Origin of the sequence: Achromobacter ruhlandii (genome assembly GCF_002082135.1) — a bacterium.
Classification (GTDB): Bacteria; Pseudomonadota; Gammaproteobacteria; order Burkholderiales; family Burkholderiaceae_B; genus Achromobacter; species Achromobacter ruhlandii.
In genome coordinates this window covers 5,631,208-5,646,335 of sequence record NZ_CP017433.1, presented here as the reverse complement: position 1 = coordinate 5,646,335, position 15,128 = coordinate 5,631,208, and the positions used below count along the sequence as shown (strand labels likewise).

The following is a 15,128-nucleotide window of genomic DNA, read 5'->3' as shown; positions in this document are numbered from 1 at the left end:
ATTTTAACCGGCTCGATCGAACCCTCTTTTTTCGTCCGCAACAGCTTGGTAACAGGCCGACAAAAAAGGGAGGATCAGGCCCGGAAACCCTGCAGCAGATGGCGCGCCAGCGGCGCCCGCAGCGGCGCGGCCAGATCCAGGCCCAGCAAGGCCAGGCCACAGGCGTGTTCGACCGGCGCCAGGCCGGTGGCGAAGATGCGCGGCATCAGGTCGGTGACGCTGGCGGTGATGAGCCGGTCGACCTGGCGCGCGCGGGCGAAGTCTTGCAGCGCGTGGGAGGGACTGGCATTTGGCTGCGTCAGCCAGCCGCCCAGGGACTGGGCCAGCCGGGCGGCGTCGCGCAGTCCCAGGTTGAGCCCCTGGCCGGCCACCGGGTGCAGCGTCTGCGCCGCATTGCCGATCACGGCCACGCGGCCTTGCACCAGCCCGCGGCGCGCGCTCAGCGCCAGCGGGAAGACATGGCGCGGCGCCTGGCACGTCAGGCGGCCCAGGCGGTCGCCAAAGGCCGCCGTCAGCGCCTGCGAGAAGGCGGTGTTGTCCAGCGCCGCCAGTTCGGCCGCGCGCTCGGGCGCGCTGCACCAGACCACCGAATAGGCGTCCGCCATCTGCGGATGCGGCAGCAGCGCCAGCGGCCCTTCGGCGGTGAAGCGCTCCCAGGCCCAGCCACGGCGCGGCAGGCTGGCTTGGGTGGTGGTCAGCAGGGCGTGCTGACCGTAGTCGCGGCGCACGTCGCTGCCTCCAGCCCCGTCGGACTGCACGGCGATGCGGCAGGCAAGGGCGCTGTCGCCCTGGCTGATGCGCACGCCGTCGGCGTCCTGGCCGTCGACCACGGCGGGCGGGCCGGACAGTAGCGTGACGCCGCTGGCGGCCACGCATTCCTCCAGCCTGGCGTGCAGCGCCGAGTAGGCGACCACGCAGCCGAGCTGCGGCACGTCGAAGTCGGTGTTGCGGATCACGCTGCGGCCAAGCCGGCCGCGCTGGGAGACGTGGATATTGAGGATGTCCGCCGCCTTGGCGGGCCAGGCGTGCAGCGATTCGAGCAGCACGCGGCTGCCATGGTTCATGGCCAGCACGCGCGGATCGGCCGCGGGAATGGCGGCGGCTGGCGTCACGGGAGCCGGGCTGGCGCCTTGCAGCAGGGCGATGCGGGAGGGGGCCGGCGCCACGCGCGCCAGCATCAACGCCAGGACACGCCCCACGGGGCCGGCGCCGAGAATAGCAATGTCGAAGGCGGAGATAGTCATGCCGGGATTTTACCCGTCCACTACAATCCAGGTCTGCCGGCGCGGCTTGGCGCCCGGGACCCTTCACCGGTTGATTGATATGACGCAGCTCGAGGCTTCTTCTTCGCTGTCCGCCGCAATCCCGCGCCGCCCCCGCGGCAAGGTCGCCGTCGGTCTGCTGGCCTGTCTGTTCGGGTGGCTCGGCGCACATTGGTGGTACCTGGGCCGGCGTTACGCCTGGCTGGTGACGGCGCTGTCCCTGCTCAGCCTGTTCTGCGCGTTCCGCTACTACCCGGTCTGGTACGACAACCCGGCCTTTTTCCTGGTGTTCATTCCCATGATCGACGGCTTCATCGAGAGCGCGGTGTTCTCGCTGATGCCCGACGAGAAGTTCGACCGCCGCTACAACCCCGGATTGCCGCCGTCCCCCAGGACCGGCTGGGGGCCGGTGCTGGTGGCCATCCTGGCCTGCCTGGTGGGCGCCACCGTGTCGATGTTCGCGATCGCGATGGTGGTGGTCTACGTGTGGGTGGCGATGGGCTGGCTGGACGGCCTGACACTGTAGCCCCTCGGGCCGCCCTCACGAGCGTGGCGGAGGCCACGCCGGCCTGCGCGCCGCCCGCTCATTCGCGCATCAGCGCCTCGATCTCGCCGGCCTGCACCGGCACGCCGCGGGTGATCAGCTCGCAGCCCTCGTCCGTCACCAGCGCGTCGTCCTCGGTACGGATGCCGATGTTCCAGTAGGCCTCGGGCACGTCGTCGGCGGGGCGCACATAGATGCCCGGCTCGATCGTCAGCATCATGCCTGCTTCCAGCTTGCGCCACGGGCGTTCCGCACCGGCAGCGCCGCCCGGCTGGCGGTAGTCGCCCACATCGTGCACGTCCAGGCCCAGCCAGTGGCCGGTGCGGTGCATGTAGAAACGGCTGTAGTCGCCCGACTCGATCACGCCATCCAGCGATCCCTTCAGCAGTTTCAGGTCCAACATGCCCTGGGCCAGCACCCGCACCGCGGCGTCATGGCCATCGTTCCAGCCGCGGCCCGGCGCGGTGGCCTGGGCCGCGGCCTCCTGCGCCGCCACCGTCAGGTCGTACAGCGCGCGCTGCGGGCCGCTGTAGCGGCCGTTGACCGGAAAGGTGCGGGTGATGTCGCTGGCGTAGCTGTCGACCTCGCAGCCGGCGTCGATCAGCACCAGGTCGCCGTCGCGCAGCACCGCCTCGCCGGCAGGGTAGTGCAGCACGCAGGCATTGGCCCCGGCCGCGACGATGCTGTTGTAGGCCACCGCCTGCGCGCCATGGCGGCGGAACTCATACAACAGCTCCGCTTCCAGTTCGTATTCGCGCATGCCAGCGCGGGCGGCCCGCATGGCGCGGGCGTGGGCGCCGGCGGAGATCTTGGCGGCGCGCCGCATCGCGGCGATCTCGCTGGCGTCCTTCACCAGCCGCATCTCGGCCAGGATCGGCCGGATGTCCTGCTGCCGCATGGGAGGCTGATGGCCGCCGCGGCTGGCCTCGCGCGCCGCCGCCAGCCAGCGGTGCAGCCGGCCGTCGGTGCGCTTGTCGCCGGCCAGTGGTGCATACAGGGTCGGTTGGTCCAGCAGCAGCTTGGGCACCAGTTCGTCGAGCGCGTCCAGCGCATGCGCGTCGTCGAAGCCGAAATGCTCGGCCGCGGCCTCCGGGCCGAAGCGCCGTCCCTCCCAGATCTCGTGCTCGATATGGCGCGGGCGGCAGAACAGCAGGGCGCGGTCGGTGGCGCCGGCGATCAGCACCAGCCACGCGCCGGGCTCGGTAAAGCCGGTCAGGTAGAAGAAGTCGCTGTCGTGCCGGTAGGGGTATTCGGCGTCGCGGTTGCGGATGGCTTCGGGCGCGGTGGCCAGGATGGCGATGCCGCCGCCATCGGCGCGCATCCGCGCCATCAGGCGCTGGCGGCGGGCGGCGAAGGGGGCGATATCGGTGGGAGGCAGGCTCATGGGCAGGGGGCGCAGGGCCCGGCGGGAAACGGTGGTGCCACTTACTTTACTCGCCGTGCCGCCAATACGACAGTCCGGCGGCATTCACGCGCGCGCCGCGGGGATTCTCTGGACGGTCATGGCCGGGCTGCTACAATCGCGGCTCTGTCATTGGGGAGTAGCCATCCTTTGTCCCCAAAGGAGTTAGCGTCAACAGACTTGGTGGTCCGGTATCGCGTAGCGGTTTCCAGGACTCCATGGCGCTAACGGTCTCCGTGCCGCGGTACGCCCGCGCATGGATCAGCCAGGCGAGACCTTTGGCCGCGCAGCGTTCACCCTTGGCCGGGCGAGCCGTTGCGTCGCGCCAATTGGTTTCTGCTCGTCCGGCTCGCCTATATGTTGCTCACCCTGTTCCTGTTTTTCCTGTCCGCGGCAGTGATCTATCTTGCCTGCGAATTCTTCGTCAATGGCGTCGAATGGGTCGGACACCGCTTCCAGCTCGGCGCCACCGCCACCGGCACCGTGCTGGCGGCATTCGGCACTGCGTTGCCTGAAAGCGCGGTCACGTTCATGGCCGTGGTGTTCGGCGACACGCCCGAGCAAAAGGACATCGGCGTCGGCGCGGCCATGGGCGGCCCGCTGGTGCTGGCGACGCTGGCCTACGCGGTGGTCGGCCTTGCCTTGTGGCGCGCCCGTCGCGGGCAGTCCACGCAAGCCAACTGTATCAACGCGGACCAGCGCCGGCTGGCCCGCGACCAGGCCTGGTTCATGGGCATCTTCGTCTTCAAGGTCGGGCTGGGCCTGCTGGCGTTCGCCTGGAAGCCCTGGCTGGGCATCCTGTTCCTGGCCACCTACGGCCTGTATGTCAAGCGCGAGCTGAGCAACGACGAGGATTGCATCGACTGCGAAGATCTCGAGCCGCTCAAGCTGCGGCCGCGCGACGACAACCCTTCGATGTTCTGGGCGGCGACGCAGACGCTGCTGGCGTTGGTCGTGATCGCCGGCGCCTCGCACGTATTCGTCAACCAGATCGAACTGCTGGGCATCGCCATGGGCGCGTCGCCGCACGTGGCCGCGCTGCTGCTGGCGCCGGTGGCCACCGAACTGCCGGAAATCATGAACGCGCTGATCTGGGTGCGCCAGGGCAAGGAACGCCTGGCGCTGGCCAACATTTCCGGCGCCATGATGATCCAGGCCACCATTCCCAGCGCGCTCGGCATCTTCCTCACGCCGTGGCTGCTCGACGGCCCGCTGCTGGCCGCCGGCCTGTTCACCATGCTGTCCATCGGGCTGCTGTGGCTGCGCTTCCGCCGCGCTGGCATGAGCGTGCCGGCGCTGTCGGCGGCGGGCGGCTTCTATGCCCTGTTCGCGGCCTATCTGGGCTGGCATTTCTACGCCTGAGGGCGCAACGGCGCGCGGCCCGCCGGGCCCGCGCCGGGTTGCACAAAAAGCAATTTTTGTGCCGGAAAACCTTGTCCATCAGTGGAAACCCGCGTAAAATTCTGCCCGTTATCCATCCCAGGAGCAGTCTTCGTGAATACCGATTCCGGCGAAAGTAGTCGATCTTGCATCGACGCCGCTGTTTGACAGGTCCACGCAGAACTCCGTCTGCCGCAACCTGTTGAGCAGGTTGCGGTTGTATCCCAAGCCCCGGGCTTCTTTCCGGGCAGCAGTGCAGGCCCACGGCTTGCCGGGATTCTCCCCAACGTAAACCGCCAGAACCGCCGCTAGTCGCAGCGCCCGCGTTCGTGCACGCCTTTTTCGTGCCCGCCCGCCATGCGCCGTGTGCCTGCGTGCGCGCGTATGCGCGAAAGCCGCTCCCCATTACGCAATGGAGGTCGCTATGCGTTTCTTCGACTTGTTCCTGCGCCGCGCCGGCGTCGACCGCGCCACCGCCCTGGGCCGCCGCCGCGGCACCTCGCGCCTGACGGTCATCTGCCCGCGCGATGAACTGGGCGCCCTGCGCAAGCAGATCTGCCTGGACTTCAGCGCCGCCGGGCTCGATGTATCGCAAGTACAGATCGACCAGGGGCGCGACCCCGGCATGGCCTCGGCCTGCATCACCGTGAATTGCCCGCCCGAGCTGCGTGGCGAACTGATGTCGCAAGCGCGTCGGCTGAGCGCCAACCCCGCCGTGCGCCACGTCCATTTCGGCGCGCAACCGCTGGCGGCCTGAATCCGCCCGTCATTTCCCAGGAGAGACCATGCCCAGTGCCTTAGACCCCGAGCCTCGATTGCGCCACGTGCGCGGCGCCGGCCTGCCTGTCTGACCTGTCTTCTCCCTTGCGAGCCGACTGGCCGGAGAGTCACCCGGTCTAGTACGGAATCCGCAGCCCTGAACCCCCGGCCAGGCCCGCTCGACGCGCGCCGGTTCCGCCGGCCCCGGTTCTTCCGCTAGTTTCCCGTTCCGCCTTCCGCACCCGGCGCGCCTCGACGCGATCCGGACACCGGCAACATCGCCCCGGTGCCTGCGCACGCCTGTACGTGGCGGAAACGGCCTGCTCTGCGCAGGCCGCGGCCCCGTGCTGCCCGCGCAAAGGCATGGCGGCGGCCAGCCCGTGTCTTCCAGAACAACATCAATAACGGGAACACTCCGATGTTCAAATTCCTGAAGACCTTCTTTTCCTCCGCCGCCGGGCTGCGGCGATCGGGGCGCCATTTTCGGCGTTCCCCCATGCTGGAGCAGGGCGGCGCGCAACTTGCCACCGCGGCCGATTCTTCTGATGCCGCGCGCCGCGCCAACCGTCGCATGCTCGATGTGGCGCGCATGGATTTCGATGCGCTGTTCTCGATGTTCCGCAGCGGCCGCGGCGGCCTGTCCGAAGTCCAGGCCGATGAGGCCCGCGCGCGCTATGGCGCCAACGAAGTCGACCACGAAAAGCCGCTGACCTGGTACGCCCATCTGTGGCAATCGTTCCGCAACCCCTTCAACCTGCTGCTGACCGGCCTGGCCTCGCTGTCGTGGGTCACCGATGTGTACATGGCCGAGCCCGACGACCAGTCGTGGAAGGGCGTCATCATCATCGGTTCGATGGTGGTGATCTCGACGCTGCTGCGCTTCGTGCAGGAGCGCCGTTCCAACCGCGCCGCCGAGGCCCTGAAGGCGATGGTGCAGAACACCGCCACGGTGCTCCGCAGCGACGCCGCCGGCGTGGCCGAGGGCGACGCGCGGCGCTTTTTCGGCGCCACGCTGCATGCCTCGGGGTCGCGCCAGATCGAGGTGCCGCTGGCCGAGCTGGTGCCGGGCGACGTGGTGCTGTTGTCCGCGGGCGACATGATCCCGGCCGACTGCCGCATCCTGGGCGCCAAGGACCTGTTCGTGGCCCAGGCGGCCCTGACCGGCGAATCGCTGCCGGTCGAGAAATACGCTGTGCAGCGCGACGGAACCGCCAATGCGCTGGAACTGGAGAACATGGCCTTCATGGGCACCAACGTGGTCAGCGGCTCCGGCACCGCCCTGGTGGTGGCGACCGGCGCCGGCACCTACTTCGGCCAGCTGGCCGGGCGGGTGACCCAGACTTCGCGCGTGCCGACGCAGTTCCAGCAGGGCATCAACCGGGTCAGCTGGGTGCTGATCCGCTTCATGCTGGTGATGGCCCCCATCGTGCTGCTGATCAACGGTTTCACCAAGGGCGACTGGCTCGAGGCGCTGCTGTTCGCGCTGGCCATCGCCGTCGGCCTGACACCGGAAATGCTGCCCATGATCGTCACCGCCACGCTGGCCAAGGGCGCGGTGCGGATGTCGCGGCGCAAGGTGGTGGTCAAGCGGCTCGACGCGATCCAGAACCTGGGCGCCATGAACGTGCTGTGCACCGATAAGACCGGCACCCTGACCCAGGACCGCATCGTGCTCGAACGCCACACCGACGTGTATGGCGCCACCAGCGACGATGTGCTGGCCTACGCCTACCTCAACAGCTATTACCAGACAGGCCTGAAGAACCTGCTCGACGTGGCCGTGCTGCGCCACGCCGAAGTGGAACGCAAGCTGGACCTGGCCGCCCGCTACCGCAAGATCGACGAAATCCCCTTCGACTTCTCGCGGCGGCGCATGTCGGTGGTGGTGAGCGAAACCGAAAATGGCCGCGAACACCATGAGCTGATCTGCAAGGGCGCGCTGGAGGAAATGCTGTCGGTATGCACCCGCCTTCGGGTGGGCAGCGACGTGCACCTGCTGACCGACGCACGGCGCGCCGATATCCGCCGCGTGACAGCCGATCTGAACCGTGACGGATTGCGCGTGATCGCGGTAGGCGTGCGTGAACTGCCGCCCACGCAGCAGGCCTACGGCGTGGCCGACGAGGCCGACCTGGTGCTGGTTGGCTATATCGCCTTCCTCGATCCTCCCAAGGAATCGACCGGCCCGGCCCTGGCCGCCTTGCGCGACTCCGGCATCGAGGTCAAGGTCCTGACCGGCGACGTCGAGCTGGTGACCCAGAAGGTGTGCCGCGAAGTCGGCTTCGAGGTCCGCAAGGTCTACCTGGGTGCCGATATCGAGGCCATGGACGACAGCCGGCTGGCCGTGGCGGTGCGCGAGGCCAACGTATTTGCCCGGCTTACGCCGGCGCACAAGGAGCGCATCGTGCGCGTGCTGCGCGCCCAGGGCAATACCGTTGGGTTCATGGGGGACGGCATCAATGATGCGCCCGCCCTGCGCGCCGCGGACGTGGGCATTTCGGTGGACTCGGCGGTCGATATCTCCAAGGAAGCCGCCGACATCATCCTGCTGGAGAAAAGCCTGATGGTGCTGGAAGACGGCGTGATCGAGGGCCGCAAGACCTTCTGCAACATGCTCAAGTACCTGAAGATGACCGCCAGCTCCAACTTCGGCAACGTCTTCTCGGTGCTGGTGGCCAGCGCCTTCCTGCCATTCCTGCCGATGTTGCCGATCCATCTGTTGCTGCAGAACCTGATGTACGACGTTTCGCAGACCGCCATCCCGTTCGACAATGTCGACGAGGAGCTGCTGAAGAAACCGCAGCAATGGGATCCCGCCGGGCTCGGCCGCTTCATGGTGTTCTTCGGGCCGATCAGCTCCATCTTCGACATCACCACGTACGCCCTCATGTGGTACGTATTCCAGGCCAACGCGCCCGAGCATCAGACGCTGTTCCAGTCGGGCTGGTTCGTCGAAGGCCTGTTGTCGCAGACGCTTATCGTGCATATAATCCGCACACGCAAGATTCCGTTCCTGCAGAGTCGCGCCGCCTGGCCGTTGATGGCGATGACGATGATGGTGGTCGGGCTGGGGCTGTTCCTGCCATTCTCGCCCCTGGCCGGTTACTTCCAGCTGCAGGCGCTGCCATGGAGCTATTTCCCCTGGCTGGCCGGTATCCTGCTGAGCTATTGCGTGCTGACCCAATTGCTCAAGGGCATCTGGGTACGCCGCTACGGCTGGCAATAGTCAACATTGATCTATCGGGCGGCGGGGCCGGGTCCCGCCGCGGATACAGGAGATAAGCATGAGAATCTCGACTGTTGCCACCACGCTGGTGGCGAGCGCGGCCTGTTGGCCGTTGGTGGTCTGCGCGGCCGGCGACGGCCCCGGCGTGCAACTCTATGGCGTGGTCGATGCGGGCATCGCCACCACCCATACCTCAGGGCAGGGCACGCACAATGGCGTGCTCAATGGCGGGCTGACCGATTCGCTGTGGGGACTGCGCGGCTCCGAGGATCTGGGCGATGGCTGGGCCACCCGCTTCCAGCTGGAAAGCGGCTTCGATCCTGCCACTGGCAAGCGCGCCGACGACGATCGCCTGTTCAATTACGGCGCCTGGGTCGGGTTGGCCCATGAGCGCTATGGCGACCTGCGCCTGGGGCGCCAATACACCGTCGGCAAGACCTACGGCAACGCGCTGGAGCTGGCGTCCTGGAAGGAAATGGGCATGGGCGCCACCTTCAAGGCCTCGGACAACTATCAATTCAGCAACCTGGTGAACTACTACACCCCCACCTGGCAGGGTTTCCAGGCCGGCATCGGCTATTCCTTCGACGCTGACGGCCGCGACCGTTTCAAGACGGCGGCCAATAACCGCGCACTGAGCCTGGGCCTGAAGTACGAGGACGGCCCCCTGCTGGCGGTGGCCACCTGGGACCAGCTGCGCCTGGCCGAGCCGCCGGCGGGCCAGGCGGGACGGCCCCAGGCGGTGCAACTGGGGGCGTCCTACGACTTCGAGGTCGTCAAGGTATCGGTGGCCTGGTCCCGCCAGCGCAACGGTTATGTCGGGCTGGACGGCGGCGATCCCGACAGCCTGGGCCAGAACCTGGGGCCGGCGGCCTTCGCGCGCGGCGGCGCCGTCAACGCCTGGCTGCTGGGCGCCAGCGTGCCGCTGGGCCATGGCGCCGTGGTGGCGCAGTGGTCGCTGGCGCGCCCCGACTGGAAATGGGAGGATGGGTCGACGGCGCGCAATGCGCAATTGGTGACATTGGGGTATACGTATAACGTGTCGCCGCGCACCACGCTCTATGCGTTCGCCGGCTATGCGTCCAATTACACCCTGGACAACCAGTTCGACCCTGGCCATTCCCACACCTCGCGCTTCGGTACGGGCATTTCGCACCGGTTCTGAGCCGCATGGGGGGCAGCCGGGTCCACTACAATCGACCCGGCAGCGAGTTCCGGCCCGTCCAGGCCGGGGCCCGCCACGCCCCCGTCGGCATTTTCCGGATGACCCGCATGGACAGTCTCGAATGGCTCATACCCTGGGAGTTCTCTCCCACGCTGGTGGCCTCCTTCCTGGTGGCCATCGTGCTGTTCGTGCGCGGCCAGCGCGTGCACCACGTCACGGGCGCGCGCCGCGTGCTGTTCTGGGCGGGCATGGTGCTGCTTTACCTCTCTATGCACACGCGCCTGGATTATTACGCCGAACGCATGTTCTTCATCCACCGCATCCAGCACCTGGTGTTGCACCATCTGGGGCCGCTGCTGGTGATGGCGGCGTTTCCCGGGCAGGTCATGCGGGCCGGGCTGCCGATGCGCTGGCGCGTGCGCCTGCGTGACTTCCTGCGCACCGGCGCCGGCCGCGCCACGGTGGCAGTCCTGACCCACAGGATCTTCGTTCCCGCGCTGTTCGTGTTCCTGGTGCTGGTCTGGCTGATCCCGTCGGTGCAATTCTATTCCATGCTCGACTGGCGCCTGTATCGCCTGATGAACTGGTCGGTGGTGATCAGCGGCTTCATGTACTGGAACCTGATCCTGGACCGCCGTCCCGCGCCGCCGGCCGCGATGACGCCGGGCGGCCGCGTGATCTCGCCGATCCTGACGATGCTGCCGCAGATGGTGGCGGGGGCCGTCATCGCCTTCACCGAAAGCGACATCTATCCCTTGTTCGAACTGTGCGGCCGCGCCATCGCCATGTCGGCGCAGACCGACCAGACCATCGGCGGACTGACCATGTGGATTCCCGCCGCCCTGGTCGAGGTGATCGGGCTGATGGTGGCGCTGGGCACGCTGATGCGCCTGTCGGCCAAGGGCCGCTTGCGCAAGGCCGATCGCGATGCCCTGGCGCGGGCCAGGGCGCGCCGCCGCGCGGCGTCTGCGTAGAACACGCGATATCGGAGGCGCCCCGCGCGAGGTGGCGACCGCTCCGGGGGAGGGTTGCCGCCGCCGGTCGATGCGCGGCGGCGGGTAGTCAAGCCGGCGCGCGTGGCCGCCGTGTCATTCCGGCAGCAGGCCGTGGTATTTTCTGCCGAGCGCCACGGTGGCCTGGAACATGCCAGCCTTGTTGCCGCAGTCATAGCGCGTGCCGTCGTAGCGGTGCGCATACACCGCGCGTTCGCGCATCATCGAGGCGATGCCGTCGGTCAGCTGGATCTCGTTGCCAGCGCCCATCTTGGTCGAACGCAGGTGGTCGAAGATGGCGGCTTCCAGCACGTAGCGTCCCACCACCGCCAGGGTCGAGGGAGCGGCTTCGGGGTCGGGCTTTTCAACGATGTGGGTGACGCGCTCGGTGCGGCCATCGCCCTGGCCCTCACGGGTGGCGACGATGCCGTATTTGCGCGTGTCCGCGCGCGGCACGTCCTGTACCCCCAGCACGCTGGCGTTTTGCGCAATGGCGATATCCACCAGCTGCTTCATGGCCGGCGTGTCGGCGTCGATCAGGTCATCGGCCAGCAGCACGGCGAACGGTTCGTCGCCCACCGCCGGCGCGGCCGACAGCACGGCGTGGCCCAGGCCCAGCGGCGCCGATTGGCGGATATAGAGGCAATTGACGTGGGCGGGTAGAATGCCCCGCACCATGGCAAGAAGCTCGTGCTTGCCCTTGCTTTCGAGGTCGGATTCCAGTTCGGGCGCGGAGTCGAAATGGTCTTCGATGGCCCGCTTGTTGCGACCGGTAACGAAAATCAGGTCGGTGATGCCGGCGGCCACGGCTTCTTCGACAGCGTACTGGATCAACGGCTTGTCGACGACGGGCAGCATTTCCTTGGGCATCGCCTTGGTGGCGGGCAGGAAGCGCGTGCCCATGCCGGCGACGGGAAAAACGGCTTTACGGACGGGACGCATTGAAACCTCGTTGGGGGTATCGATGAAACATTTTAAGCGCATCGCTATCATAGGCTCATGAACCGCAGGAAAATGCCATCCATTTGCTCGATTGCGCAGCGGGGCGCGATCATCGGAATCTGTGCCGCGCTGGCGTTGCCGGCCTTGCCGGCAACCGCCTGGGCCCAGCCGGTGGGGCTGCCCTCGATGGGCGCGGCTTCCGCCGCGGACCTGTCGCCCGCGCTGGAGCGCAGCCTTGGCGAAGCCATCATGTCGCAGGGGCGGCGCGACCCGACCTACGTCGACGATCCCGAACTCAGCCAGTACCTCACCACCATGGGGCGCAAGCTGGCGGCGTTCTCGCCCGGCGCGGTGCCGGACGTCGAGATGTTCGGCGTGCGCGATCCCGAAATCAACGCCTTCGCCATGCCGGGCGGCTTCATTGGCGTCAACACCGGCCTGATCGTTTCCTCCGGCAGCGAATCCGAACTGGCGGCGGTGCTGGCGCACGAAATCGGCCACGTGGTGCAGCGCCATATCGCGCGCGGCATGACGCAGCAGAACCAGAACAGCATGGTCATGCTGGCGAGCCTGGCGGGCGCGCTGCTGGCGGCGCTGGCCGGCGGCGGCGGCAACCTGGCGATGGGCGTGGCCGCGTTCGGCCAGGCCGCCGCCATCAACCGCCAATTGGGCTTCTCGCGCGACGCCGAACGCGAGGCCGACCGCGCCGGCTTCACCATGCTGACCAAGGCCGGCTACGACGCCCAGGGCATGGCGCAGATGTTCTCGCGCCTGATGAACGCCTCGCGCCTGAACGAAGGGGCGGGCGGGGGTTCCTGGGCCAGTACCCACCCGCTGTCCATTGAACGCATGTCCGACGTGCAGAACCGGGTGCGCTCGCTGCCGGTCTCGCGCCATGTCGATAGCGACGACTTCTGGTACATCCGCGCCAAGATGCGCGTGGTGCAGGGGCGCGACGCGGTCAGCCTGCGCACCGCCGGCCAGCAGCTGCAGGACGAGGCCCAGGCGTTGTCCGGCGTGCGCCGCTCGGCCGCCTATTACGGGCTGGCCCTGCAGGCTTTCCAGCGCAACAGCCTGGACGAGGCCGACCGCCAGCTCGCCCAGGCCCAGGCCGACGGCCGCGATTCGCCGCAGATGGCCAAGCTCGCCGTCGATATCGCGCTGGCGCGCAAGGACAACCGGCGCGCGCAGGACCTGGCGCAAGCCGCCACCCGTCGCTGGCCTGAGCAGCGGGCCTTGGGCATCGCCTACGCCACGGCGCTGCAGGCCAACGGCCGCCACGCCGAAGCGCAAGACTACCTGCGCGCCAAGATCAAGCAGTGGGGGGCGGACGAACCCAGTCTCTACCAGATGCTGGCGCAGAGCGAGGAACGCACCGGCAAGCCGGTGCAGGCGCGCCGCGACCTGGCGCGCTACTACGTCATGACTGGCGCTTTCGCCGCGGCGGAATCGCAACTGCAGCAGGCGCGCGGCATGTCCACCGACTTCTACGAGCAATCGCAGATCGACGTGCAGATCAAGGAAGTCAAGGACAAGCTGGCCGAAGAGCGCCAGCTGCTGGAACGCTTCAAGTCGGGCTGACGCCGGGCCGACCCGAGCCAGGAGGCGCCGCGGCGCCTACAGCCCGGTCTCGAAGAAGCGGCCCAGCCGCTGCGGCAGCCAGCCCAGGTGGGCCGGAAAGGCGCCCGTCGGGAAGCCCGCATGGCCGCCGTCGGTGGGCTGGTGCAGCAGGATGCTGGACGAACACTCGTCCGGCTTGGGCAAGGCGCTGGCCGGAATGAATGGATCGTTCAGCGCATTCAGCACCAGCGTCGGCACCGAGATGCGCGGCAGCCAGGGCTTGCTGGAGGCGCGCGTCCAGTAGTCGAGCGCATTACGAAAGCCATGCATGGGCGCGGTGTAGGCGTCATCGAAGTCGCGCAGGTCGCGCGCGTGGGCGATGCGCATCACGTCGATGGCGCCAGGGTAGCGGTGGGCCTTCTCCAGCACCTTGTGCTTGAGGGTCTTGAGAAAGTGGTTGGTGTAGACCTTGCGGTTGAAGAATCCGGTCGACAGGGTCTTGCCGCAGGCCACCAGGTCCAGCGGCACCGAGACGCCCGCGCAGGCGGTCAGCCAGCCGGTGTCTTCCTGGTGCTCGCCCAGGTATTTCAGCAGCGCATTGCCACCCAGCGACACGCCCACGGCGTGCCAGCGCGCATGCGGGATGCGGTTGCGCACGGTGTTCAGCAGGAAGCCGACCTCGGCCGAATCGCCCGAGTAATAGGCCCGCGCCAGGCGGTTGGGCACGCCGGAGCAACCGCGGAAATGCGCGATGACGACGATCCAGCCGCGCGCCCGGAAGTGGTGCGCAATGGATTGGGCATAGCGGCTGTTGCTGCCGCCCTCCAGGCCGTGGAACAGCAACAGCGCGGGTGTGTCGGCCGTCTGGGGCAAGGACTTCCAGTCGGCCTCGGTCATCCAGCGCGCGGCCGCGGTCTTGCCGTTGGCCACGGGCTGCTGGCCGCTCACGGGCGCGCCGTCGGCGGCCTTGTGCGGAAACAGCCCCGGCCCGGTCCAGTCGAAATCGACGAAATCCGTGTCGGGCGTCTCGACCCGGTCGCGCACGAAGGCGATGCGGTGGTACTGCGCGAACAGCGCGGCGTACACCGTCTGGGCATCGCCTCCGGGCAGCCAGGAGGGAACAGGACAGGGGGTGGTATCGAAACGTGCAGCAGCCAAAGTCGACCCGAGATCAGTGCAGCATGTCGGGCACGTCGTGCAAGTCGAGCACCCCGGCTTCGGTGGGCGCCGACGAGGCGTGGTGCATGACCATGCGCCAGCCCGTGGGGCCCTTGTGATAGATGTTGGTGGCGTAGCAGTTGGCGAACTGCGTGCCTTCCCGCGTGCGCACCGCCACCTGCTCGACCAGCACGTGCACCGCGCACATCATGCTCAGCATGACCAGGGGGCGCAGCGGCCGGATGTGCAGCGGGCCATTCGCCAGCACGTGCTGCCAGGACTCGTGCACGGCCGAGTGGCCGACGAGGCGCAGGCCTCCCGGGTGGATGCAGACGACTTCCTCGTCGTCCGCCCACACTTGCATCAGGCGGACGGTGTCCCCCTGCTCAAGGGCTTCATAGAACGCGTGTTCTGCTTCTTCGGGCGTGGCGAACATGATGGCGGGACGGATGGCTGTTGAGCGGCGATTCTCAGTGGTGGCCGTGCAGCACGGTGCCCGGCTTGAGCTTGTATTCGGCGCCGCAGTAGGCGCAGCGCGCCGAACCGGTGCGGGCGACGTCCAGGAAGACGCGCGGGTGCATGCTCCACAGCGGGGCCTTCGGACCCGGACAGAACACAGGCAGGTCTTCGGCGCCGACTTCGATGACTTCGTGGGGGGCGGCGGCCGGGGCAGCGGCGGTCATGGAATTTCCTGAATAAAAGATACCGGTGATACGGTGGGTTGGGGCAGTAGTGCCG

13 protein-coding genes and 1 riboswitch are annotated in these 15,128 nt (G+C 67.8%); of the genes, 7 read left to right on the top strand and 6 right to left on the bottom strand.

Annotation, left to right across the window (positions count from 1 at the left end; genetic code table 11):
* Window positions 1-74: 74 nt before the first annotated feature.
* The gene (locus tag AruCF_RS25670) at window positions 75-1,244 is read right to left on the bottom strand and encodes a UbiH/UbiF/VisC/COQ6 family ubiquinone biosynthesis hydroxylase (protein ID WP_049071650.1); all 1,170 of its coding nucleotides are present in this window, start codon (window positions 1,242-1,244) and stop codon (window positions 75-77) included.
* A gap of 79 nt (window positions 1,245-1,323) precedes the next feature.
* On the opposite strand from AruCF_RS25670, the gene AruCF_RS25665 reads away from it, so the two are divergent.
* Complete coding sequence (locus AruCF_RS25665) at window positions 1,324-1,788, top strand: TM2 domain-containing protein (RefSeq protein WP_049071651.1); 465 nt, start codon at window positions 1,324-1,326, stop codon at window positions 1,786-1,788.
* A 58-nt stretch (window positions 1,789-1,846) separates the two neighbouring features.
* Here AruCF_RS25665 and AruCF_RS25660 read toward each other — a convergent pair whose 3' ends face one another.
* Window positions 1,847-3,190 carry an aminopeptidase P N-terminal domain-containing protein gene (locus AruCF_RS25660; protein ID WP_049071653.1) on the bottom strand — a complete coding sequence of 448 codons (1,344 nt, stop codon included), beginning with the start codon at window positions 3,188-3,190 and terminating at the stop codon, window positions 1,847-1,849.
* Window positions 3,191-3,323: 133 nt separating this feature from the next.
* A riboswitch (yybP-ykoY riboswitch) is annotated at window positions 3,324-3,486 on the top strand.
* A gap of 79 nt (window positions 3,487-3,565) precedes the next feature.
* Between AruCF_RS25660 and AruCF_RS25655 the strand changes: the two genes are divergently transcribed.
* The 5 genes from AruCF_RS25655 to AruCF_RS25635 all read left to right on the top strand — a co-directional run bounded on the left by AruCF_RS25655 (window position 3,566) and on the right by AruCF_RS25635 (window position 10,712).
* Window positions 3,566-4,570 carry a sodium:calcium antiporter gene (locus AruCF_RS25655; protein ID WP_049071654.1) on the top strand — a complete coding sequence of 335 codons (1,005 nt, stop codon included), beginning with the start codon at window positions 3,566-3,568 and terminating at the stop codon, window positions 4,568-4,570.
* A 442-nt stretch (window positions 4,571-5,012) separates the two neighbouring features.
* A complete protein-coding gene (locus AruCF_RS25650; RefSeq protein ID WP_049071655.1) occupies window positions 5,013-5,345 on the top strand; it encodes a hypothetical protein in 333 nt (110 codons plus the stop codon).
* A 420-nt stretch (window positions 5,346-5,765) separates the two neighbouring features.
* A complete protein-coding gene (mgtA, locus tag AruCF_RS25645; protein WP_083036952.1) occupies window positions 5,766-8,573 on the top strand; it encodes a magnesium-translocating P-type ATPase in 2,808 nt (935 codons plus the stop codon).
* A 58-nt stretch (window positions 8,574-8,631) separates the two neighbouring features.
* A complete protein-coding gene (locus AruCF_RS25640) occupies window positions 8,632-9,738 on the top strand; it encodes a porin (protein ID WP_049071657.1) in 1,107 nt (368 codons plus the stop codon).
* Window positions 9,739-9,836: 98 nt separating this feature from the next.
* Window positions 9,837-10,712 (top strand): cytochrome c oxidase assembly protein, encoded by an 876-nt coding sequence (locus AruCF_RS25635; protein WP_100502896.1) that lies wholly within the window; start codon window positions 9,837-9,839, stop codon window positions 10,710-10,712.
* 114 nt (window positions 10,713-10,826) lie between these two features.
* Here the strand turns inward: AruCF_RS25635 and galU are convergent, their stop codons facing one another.
* On the bottom strand, window positions 10,827-11,672 hold the full coding sequence (gene galU / locus AruCF_RS25630) for a UTP--glucose-1-phosphate uridylyltransferase GalU (RefSeq protein ID WP_049071659.1): 846 nt from the start codon (window positions 11,670-11,672) through the stop codon (window positions 10,827-10,829).
* 72 nt (window positions 11,673-11,744) lie between these two features.
* On the opposite strand from galU, the gene AruCF_RS25625 reads away from it, so the two are divergent.
* Entirely contained in the window at window positions 11,745-13,253 is a 1,509-nt protein-coding gene (locus AruCF_RS25625; RefSeq protein ID WP_372363307.1) for a M48 family metalloprotease, read from the top strand.
* Window positions 13,254-13,289: 36 nt separating this feature from the next.
* Here AruCF_RS25625 and AruCF_RS25620 read toward each other — a convergent pair whose 3' ends face one another.
* From AruCF_RS25620 to AruCF_RS25610, 3 genes are read right to left on the bottom strand one after another with little or no spacing between them, the layout of a single operon-like run.
* Entirely contained in the window at window positions 13,290-14,390 is a 1,101-nt protein-coding gene (locus AruCF_RS25620) for a YheT family hydrolase (RefSeq protein WP_006389005.1), read from the bottom strand.
* A 13-nt stretch (window positions 14,391-14,403) separates the two neighbouring features.
* Window positions 14,404-14,826, bottom strand: coding sequence for a YybH family protein (locus AruCF_RS25615; RefSeq protein WP_049071663.1), 423 nt, complete (start codon window positions 14,824-14,826; stop codon window positions 14,404-14,406).
* Between the two features lie 34 nt (window positions 14,827-14,860).
* Window positions 14,861-15,073 carry a zinc-finger domain-containing protein gene (locus tag AruCF_RS25610; RefSeq protein ID WP_049071665.1) on the bottom strand — a complete coding sequence of 71 codons (213 nt, stop codon included), beginning with the start codon at window positions 15,071-15,073 and terminating at the stop codon, window positions 14,861-14,863.
* Window positions 15,074-15,128 lie beyond the last annotated feature (55 nt).

Coding starts and splice junctions, on each gene's coding strand:
- AruCF_RS25670 (WP_049071650.1), bottom strand. CDS start 1,244: ATGACTATCTCCGCCTTCGACATTGCTATTCTCGGCGCCGGCCCCGTG.
- AruCF_RS25665 (WP_049071651.1), top strand. CDS start 1,324: ATGACGCAGCTCGAGGCTTCTTCTTCGCTGTCCGCCGCAATCCCGCGC.
- AruCF_RS25660 (WP_049071653.1), bottom strand. CDS start 3,190: ATGAGCCTGCCTCCCACCGATATCGCCCCCTTCGCCGCCCGCCGCCAG.
- AruCF_RS25655 (WP_049071654.1), top strand. CDS start 3,566: ATGTTGCTCACCCTGTTCCTGTTTTTCCTGTCCGCGGCAGTGATCTAT.
- AruCF_RS25650 (WP_049071655.1), top strand. CDS start 5,013: ATGCGTTTCTTCGACTTGTTCCTGCGCCGCGCCGGCGTCGACCGCGCC.
- mgtA (WP_083036952.1), top strand. CDS start 5,766: ATGTTCAAATTCCTGAAGACCTTCTTTTCCTCCGCCGCCGGGCTGCGG.
- AruCF_RS25640 (WP_049071657.1), top strand. CDS start 8,632: ATGAGAATCTCGACTGTTGCCACCACGCTGGTGGCGAGCGCGGCCTGT.
- AruCF_RS25635 (WP_100502896.1), top strand. CDS start 9,837: ATGACCCGCATGGACAGTCTCGAATGGCTCATACCCTGGGAGTTCTCT.
- galU (WP_049071659.1), bottom strand. CDS start 11,672: ATGCGTCCCGTCCGTAAAGCCGTTTTTCCCGTCGCCGGCATGGGCACG.
- AruCF_RS25625 (WP_372363307.1), top strand. CDS start 11,745: ATGCCATCCATTTGCTCGATTGCGCAGCGGGGCGCGATCATCGGAATC.
- AruCF_RS25615 (WP_049071663.1), bottom strand. CDS start 14,826: ATGTTCGCCACGCCCGAAGAAGCAGAACACGCGTTCTATGAAGCCCTT.
- AruCF_RS25610 (WP_049071665.1), bottom strand. CDS start 15,073: ATGACCGCCGCTGCCCCGGCCGCCGCCCCCCACGAAGTCATCGAAGTC.